A 6,922-nucleotide genomic window follows, 5' to 3' on the forward strand; every position below is an offset into this window, starting at 1 on the left:
AAATTATACTTGACTTTTTTAAAAAAATTTATTATAATAATTCATAAATTAAATTAATTAAATTTAAAATTTTATTGTAAGGAAATTAAAATGAATTCTCAAAAAACTTTAATTTATATTTCGGCTTCACTTTTGATATTGTCGATTGCTTTAACTATATTTAACAGAATATACGCGTTTCCAAAAGCTGGAACGGATTTTGTAGATTTTATGACGCATTTTTACGACATGAAACGATTTGATAAAAAAGGCGAAATTCCGACTACGGGCGCAAGATTTGAAATGGGACCATTAACCGAAGAAGTCGCTCCGAGAGTTCCCGGCGGATTTTTCTATATTCATTATTTATTATGCTACAAATTGGCGGGCGGAAATATCGAAATTGCGAGAGTATTCAATTTTATAACTATGTTTATTCCCGCGTTAATATTTTTATTTTGGATTTATAAAAGATTCGGACTTTCAATCGCGAGCGTTTTGTCGGTTTTGGTTTTATTCAATATTTATTTCGTTTATACGAATAATATTTTTTATAATCCTAATATTACTCTTTCTTTATCGTTTTTATTCTTAACTTTATTTGGAGAATATATATATATAGAAGAGAATCATTCTTTAAATATTCCCGCAATGATGTTTTTTCCATGCTTGGCTTTAATGGGACAGGCTCATTTTGCAGTTTATTATGGAATCGTTCCAACCGTGATAATTTATTTGATTATAAGATTTAAATCCACTTTAAAAAATATAAAATCTCTTTTAATCGGCGTCTTCTTATCTTTTTTGACATATTTGCCCTATTTGATTTCGGAGATAAAAAACGGATTTGCAAATACGAATAAAATGCTCGATTTTTCGGTTAATAGCGATTTGAGAAAAGTTTTTCCTTTTCCGCAAGTTCATTCTTTATTTATGTTTCCGACAAATGAATTTTCCGTAATGTATGCGGCGAATAATTTTAAGAAGATAATGGATTTTTATTTGAATAATAATCCATATTTTATATTCGTTTTAATTATTCTGGTTTTGTCGATAATTTTAATTTTGACGGCTTTTATTTATTCCGTTATTAAATTTTTCAAAAACAAAGAATATAAATTTGAAAACTACAAAAATAATAACGATAGAAGCTTATTTTTAATCAAAGAATTATTTTTATTATTTTTGCTTTATTTTCCAGTGACGATTTTTATAACGATTATCGGCAGAGGAATAGCGGGACAATTCAGATATCATTACGGAGCTTTCGCTTTGTCTTTCGTTCCAATGATTTATTTTCTTTATAATTTGAAAATCAATTTGAAGTTTAAATATTTGAATTATATTTCTATTTTTTATATGTTGAGCGCGATTGCCATGACTTTTAATATAATGATATTTTATAAAAATTATCAAGAGCCTTATAAATGGAGCGATTATATTGACACGGTTCAAAATATTGCAAAAGATTCAAACGGAGAAAAATTTATTATAGAATACGGAGCGGAACATTTTAGCAAACAGTATTTTAGCCAAATGGGATTCGTTTATAACGATAAATGGGACGAAGTTCAAAGCGGCGCGAATATTATTTATTATTTATACGATTCAAAAAATATTACAAATTTGAATTTACAAATAATTTCAAGCAACGGAATTTATACCGTTTATAAAGAATTAAAAATCGAATAGTTTTATATTATTCTGTCAATAAATATCGCTATCATATTCAAAAAAGCGTAAAGAAAAATATAATTTAAATATTTAGGTTTAGTCGATTTAATATTTTCTATAAAATAAATTACGGGAACAAAACCGAGCGTGAATGACGAATAAAAATAATGAGGGCGTCCAGCTCCGATATTTGCAAGCATATAACAAACTATAGAAACGATTATATAAACGAGATAAAAGAGCATCAAATCTTTTAACGCGTTCGTCTCTCTTTCATTTTCCGTTGTCATTTTTTTAGTAAAGAAATGTTTATAAGAATAGATTAATATAAAAATCGCCAAAGCGATAGACAAAACATAGAATAGAAATATATATATATATATATATATATATATATGAAGGAACTATTACCAAAATAATGATTTAAAATATCTTTTAATCCGCCAACATATTTATTTCCGCCTTCGTTTGTCATAAATAAAAGAATGGAATATATTTGCGGAGGCTGAATTATAGTCATAGCGTCAACTTCCGATTTTCTTTTTAATATTTTCAAAATTCCTTCAAAGTTATTTTGAAACTGATATATTAAGTAGGGCAAATATGTTAAGAAAGATATAAAAACTCCCAAAGCCAACGGAATCAAATTTTTCTTTGTGTCTTTTTTCCATCTCATAATCAAAAATACTATTAACGCGGGAATCATAGAAAAGAAATTTGAAAAATGGCATTGCGCCGTTAAAGCGAGAATCGGGAATAATAAAATTCCGTAAATAAATTTTTTCTTTTTATCATCGTTATAAAGATATTCGTATAAAACTGGCAAAAATAAAAACGAAAAACCTAAAGAAATATTTGGATTCCAAGTTGAATTTCCCGCTCCCAAAAAATAAACATTTACCGACATTAAAGCCGTCATTATAGCGAAAGTCGTAAGTCCAAATCTTCTATAAATCCAAAATAAAAATATAGCTCCAAGTAAAATCGTTGTTATCAAATTGACAAATCTCGCTCCTTCAAAAGTTTTTCCTCCGATAAAATATTTTGCAATATAAGAAATGTAAAAATATCCGCCGGGAATTCTTGCGTTGATTTCGCTGTCGTAAGTTTCTGGAGAATTAAGAAAAACTCCTTCCGTTGGAAATTTCTTTTGATTGATATATTGATTTAATTGATAAAACTGATATTTTCCGTCCATGTCTTTCGGTTCTACAACTATGGTTTTATTAAAAATATACAATCTTAAAAATATTCCAATTATTATTGACAATACTATTAAAATTATTAAAATCGGTTTTTGTTTATTTATTGCAGTCATAAAATTGTTATCCTTTATAAATATTTTAATTTTTTATATTATATATATTATATTTGATAAAAGTTATAAAAGCAAATAATAAAGAATAGAATAATTTTATTTATCGAAATATTAAATTAATAAATTAAAATAAAGAATTAATTATTTTTTATCATAAACGCTTTCTTTTTTCGAGATGTTAAATTTTGCGAGTATATAAACGCAGCCTCTTAAAAATAATAAAAAATACATTGAAAGCGAGAGTAAAGGATGAGCGAATAATTTTTTCCATTTTCCGTTTTCGATAAATACGCCGATATAACGATAGTAAAATCCGAATTGTTTTTTAGTCGTTTCGTCAAAGCCCCATTTCTTAAAATAACTATCGAAGTTGGAAGCGTAATAACTTTTCTTTATAATATATTTTTTGAGATTATGATTTTCATGATGAAATAACGGAGATTTAGTAATTGCTGTCCCCCCCCCCCGCAGTTTTCATTCTTCTGTCCAAATCCCAATCTTCAGCGGCATAAAGCGAAGTATCGAATCCGCCTATTTTTAAGAAATCTTCTCTTCTGAAAAATCTTAATCCGTCAATTACGGTGGTATTATAAAATGAGCGTTCAAAATTTCGGACTTTATTAAAAAATCCTTTTCCAAAAATTTTTTCAGGAATATAAAGCGCTTTTATGTTTTCGTTATTTTCAAATATTTCAACGCATTCGCTTATCACGGTTTCAGATAATATCATATCCGCATCCAAAATTCCTACAATTTCTCCAGCGGATTGTTCTACTCCGTAATTTCTTTGTGCCGAACGTTCGGGACCTTTTAAAAAAGTTTTTGCTCCTAAAGATTTTGCAATTTCTACGGTTTTATCTGCCGAATAATTGTCGACTAATATTATTTCAAAATTTCCGCCAGCTTTAATATAATTAGAGTTTATAACAGATTTTATACAATCCACTATAAACTCTTCGGCATTTTTTGTAGTTATTACTATACTTACCATAAATATTATGATTATTTATTTTTCGCTCGCCAAGTTTCTTTTTCAAATTCGCCAGCGATAGGAACTAAAGAATCGTCCAAATCGATTTTCAAAACGGCGTTAAAATTATTTGTAGCCATCATTTGAGCCGCAAAACCGACTATAGTCACAATTTCCGAATCTGAAAAATGTTTTTTCAAATTATTAATGAGTTCGTCCGAAACTGCATTTGGGTCTTTTACCATTTGCATTCCGAGTTCGGATAATAATTTTTCTTTTTCGTCCAATTTAAGATTTTTTGGGTCGTCTCCGATTGCCTTCAAATCTCTTATAAAAAATAACGAGCATAACATACATCCGTTTGTAGTAGAAACCGAATGAGCCAATATCATAGCCGCTCTTTTTCCCACGATTTCAACAAGTCTTCCAAAAGAAACATACCAGCCCATGAAAGCGTCATAAGTGGCGTAATCGTTCAAAAGCGCTTTTTTCATGTTTGTCACGCTTCCGCTTTTTTTTATTTGTTCGTCAAAAGCCTCTTTTACTTTTCCTTGAGCTTCTTCGTATTCGACATATTTTACTCTTGCCATAAAAACTCCTTTATGATTTTAAATTTTTGTTTTTATTTTTTCAATTAATTATTTTTTAATTAATTTGAATTCAATTATAAATTATAAATAAGATATTTCAAGTATTATATTTTATTTGGATTGCTTCGCTTGTTTCACTCGCTCGCAATGACAATATAATTTTTATTTTTTATTATTGTTAATACGATTAATATATTTTCCAAGTAGATTTTTTATATCCTCATATTTAAAGCCTTTTCGCATTAAAGTTCTAATAATATATTCTTCTTTATTTTCTTTACTTTCGTAAACTTTATAATATTTTCTTATCGCATTTTTTAAGGCTTTGCTTTCGGTTTTATAACTTATAGAATCCGCAGCTTTTTCTATTAAAGAATTTTTTATTTTTGATTTTTTGAGATAATCGATTATAAACCTTTTGCTTTTTCCTTTTAATTTTAAAGAATTGACGGCTATTTTTACAAATCTTTTATCGTCAATCAAATCGTAATCTTTGCAATATTTAATTGCGTAATTAATGAATCTTTTTTTATGCCCTTTTTGAGATAATTTTTCTTTAAGAATATTTTCGCTTACAAAACTTCTTTTTAGAATATTAACCGCCGATTTTTTAGCGGAAGATTCAAAAGCTCTCATTCTTATATGCGGAATTTCTTCGTATTCGAGTTCCATTCCTTCGTATATGTCGAGTTCGTAAGTTCCGTTTTTTGGAATCGTGAAAACATCTCCGCCCGAAACTTTTATATATATTTTATCGCCTTTAAGTTTCATTTTTAGAATTATCATAAAATTAATATATATTAAATTTATCGTTTTTCAAGTATTTATGGATTTCTTCAATTCCTCCCTATGCCGTCTGTAAGCTATTATTGGCATATCTCCCTGAATTAATATTCCATTCATCTATAATAGTTTATATAAAATTCAATTGTTAATTATTTTTCGTAACATTGCAAGTAATAAAGAATAATATATAATTTGATTATTAATAAATCATTTATTTGGAGGATGGAAATGAAAGAATTAACTAAAGTTTTAACAATCGAAGACGGACATAAAATGTTCACCTATCTTTTTATTCCAGAAAATAAACCTAAAGCGATAGTTCAAATAGTTCATGGACTTGACGAACATGCGGGAAGATATAAAGAATTGGCTCAAAAATTAACGGATAACGATTTTTTGGTATGCGCGGAAGACCATAGAGGATTTGGAAGAAGCGCTATAACTAAAGAAAAAATGGGAGACATGGGCGAGAAAGGACATGAACTTATTATTGAAGATTTGAAATATCTTATGGATAAAACTAAAGCCGAATACGGAGATTTACCTTATTTTATGTTCGGGCATAGTATGGGTTCTTTTTTGACGAGAGGATTTTTAATAAAATATCATGCCTACTTAAACGGCGCTATAATAATGGGAACGAAAGGAAAATTTAAAGGAACTGAAAAATTCGGAAAAATTATTGCAAATATTCAAAAAGCGATTTTCGGAGGAAGCAAGAGAGCAAAATTGTTATCCAAATTAGCCAACGGCGGATATGGAAGAAAATATTTTCCCGAAGACAATTCATCTTTCGCTTGGATGACATCCGATAGAGAAGAAATAAAAAAAGTTAAAGAAGACGAATATTTTTCAAAAATTCCTCCGAGCGTGGAAACTTATATTCAAATATTCCATCTGCTTGAAAAAATTTCAAACTCAAATAATTATTCCAGAATGAATAAAGATTTTCCTATTTTGCTAATTTCGGGCGATAAAGACCCAGTTGGAAATATGGGCGAAGGCGTAAAATGGGTTTATGAAATGTATAAATCTTTAGGGCTTACCGACATTAATATTAGTTTATATAAAGACGGAAGACATGAAATATTAAACGATTTTTGCAGGCAGGATGTAATGAACGAAATAGTCGAATGGCTTAATAAACATATTAAATAAAATCTTAAAATTATTATCTATTCGTCAATATCGCGTTTTCAAAATCGCTATAATTTACATTATTTAAATTATAAATTTTGATAAATCCGTTTGTAGACATTATACTCGAAGCTATTAAAGACCTGTTTCCGCTTCTGCAATATACCAAATATTCTTTATTTTTATCGAGCAAATCTATTTTCGATTTGAAATCGGAACTTAAAACATCTATATTGATAGAATTTGGAATATTTCCCGATGAATATTCTTCTGCAGTTCGCACATCCAAAAGAATTAAATTAGTAGAATTATTAATAGTTTTTATTGCATTTTTCAAATTAATATTGCTGTATCCTCTATTTGAACATGAAACATTAAAAATAATAGAAATTATAAATATAAACAAAATAAAAAATTTATTAATATTTTTCATAATCGAATATCCTTAAAATCAAATAAATATTATGT

General features: G+C 28.0%; 8 protein-coding genes. 2 read left to right on the plus strand and 6 right to left on the minus strand.

Annotated features, from left to right (window positions below; translation table 11 throughout):
- Window positions 1-90: 90 nt before the first annotated feature.
- Window positions 91-1,671: a hypothetical protein gene (locus ACR0QS_RS09285; RefSeq protein WP_432633163.1), complete on the plus strand. Its 1,581-nt coding sequence runs from the start codon at window positions 91-93 to the stop codon at window positions 1,669-1,671.
- Between the two features lie 2 nt (window positions 1,672-1,673).
- Here the strand turns inward: ACR0QS_RS09285 and ACR0QS_RS09290 are convergent, their stop codons facing one another.
- The 5 genes from ACR0QS_RS09290 to ACR0QS_RS09310 form a co-directional block, all read right to left on the minus strand.
- Window positions 1,674-1,943 (minus strand): hypothetical protein, encoded by a 270-nt coding sequence (locus ACR0QS_RS09290; RefSeq protein WP_432633164.1) that lies wholly within the window; start codon window positions 1,941-1,943, stop codon window positions 1,674-1,676.
- A 32-nt stretch (window positions 1,944-1,975) separates the two neighbouring features.
- A complete protein-coding gene (locus ACR0QS_RS09295) occupies window positions 1,976-2,971 on the minus strand; it encodes a hypothetical protein (protein ID WP_432633165.1) in 996 nt (331 codons plus the stop codon).
- A 442-nt stretch (window positions 2,972-3,413) separates the two neighbouring features.
- Window positions 3,414-3,962: a glycosyltransferase gene (locus tag ACR0QS_RS09300; protein WP_432633166.1), complete on the minus strand. Its 549-nt coding sequence runs from the start codon at window positions 3,960-3,962 to the stop codon at window positions 3,414-3,416.
- 11 nt (window positions 3,963-3,973) lie between these two features.
- On the minus strand, window positions 3,974-4,531 hold the full coding sequence (locus ACR0QS_RS09305; protein ID WP_432633167.1) for a carboxymuconolactone decarboxylase family protein: 558 nt from the start codon (window positions 4,529-4,531) through the stop codon (window positions 3,974-3,976).
- Between the two features lie 162 nt (window positions 4,532-4,693).
- Entirely contained in the window at window positions 4,694-5,302 is a 609-nt protein-coding gene (locus tag ACR0QS_RS09310) for a regulatory protein RecX (RefSeq protein ID WP_432633170.1), read from the minus strand.
- Window positions 5,303-5,545: 243 nt separating this feature from the next.
- On the opposite strand from ACR0QS_RS09310, the gene ACR0QS_RS09315 reads away from it, so the two are divergent.
- On the plus strand, window positions 5,546-6,475 hold the full coding sequence (locus ACR0QS_RS09315) for an alpha/beta fold hydrolase (RefSeq protein ID WP_432633168.1): 930 nt from the start codon (window positions 5,546-5,548) through the stop codon (window positions 6,473-6,475).
- 13 nt (window positions 6,476-6,488) lie between these two features.
- Here ACR0QS_RS09315 and ACR0QS_RS09320 read toward each other — a convergent pair whose 3' ends face one another.
- Window positions 6,489-6,887 carry a rhodanese-like domain-containing protein gene (locus ACR0QS_RS09320; RefSeq protein WP_432633169.1) on the minus strand — a complete coding sequence of 133 codons (399 nt, stop codon included), beginning with the start codon at window positions 6,885-6,887 and terminating at the stop codon, window positions 6,489-6,491.
- Window positions 6,888-6,922 lie beyond the last annotated feature (35 nt).

This window comes from Brachyspira sp. (genome assembly GCF_050873525.1).
GTDB lineage: Bacteria > Spirochaetota > Brachyspiria > Brachyspirales > Brachyspiraceae > Brachyspira.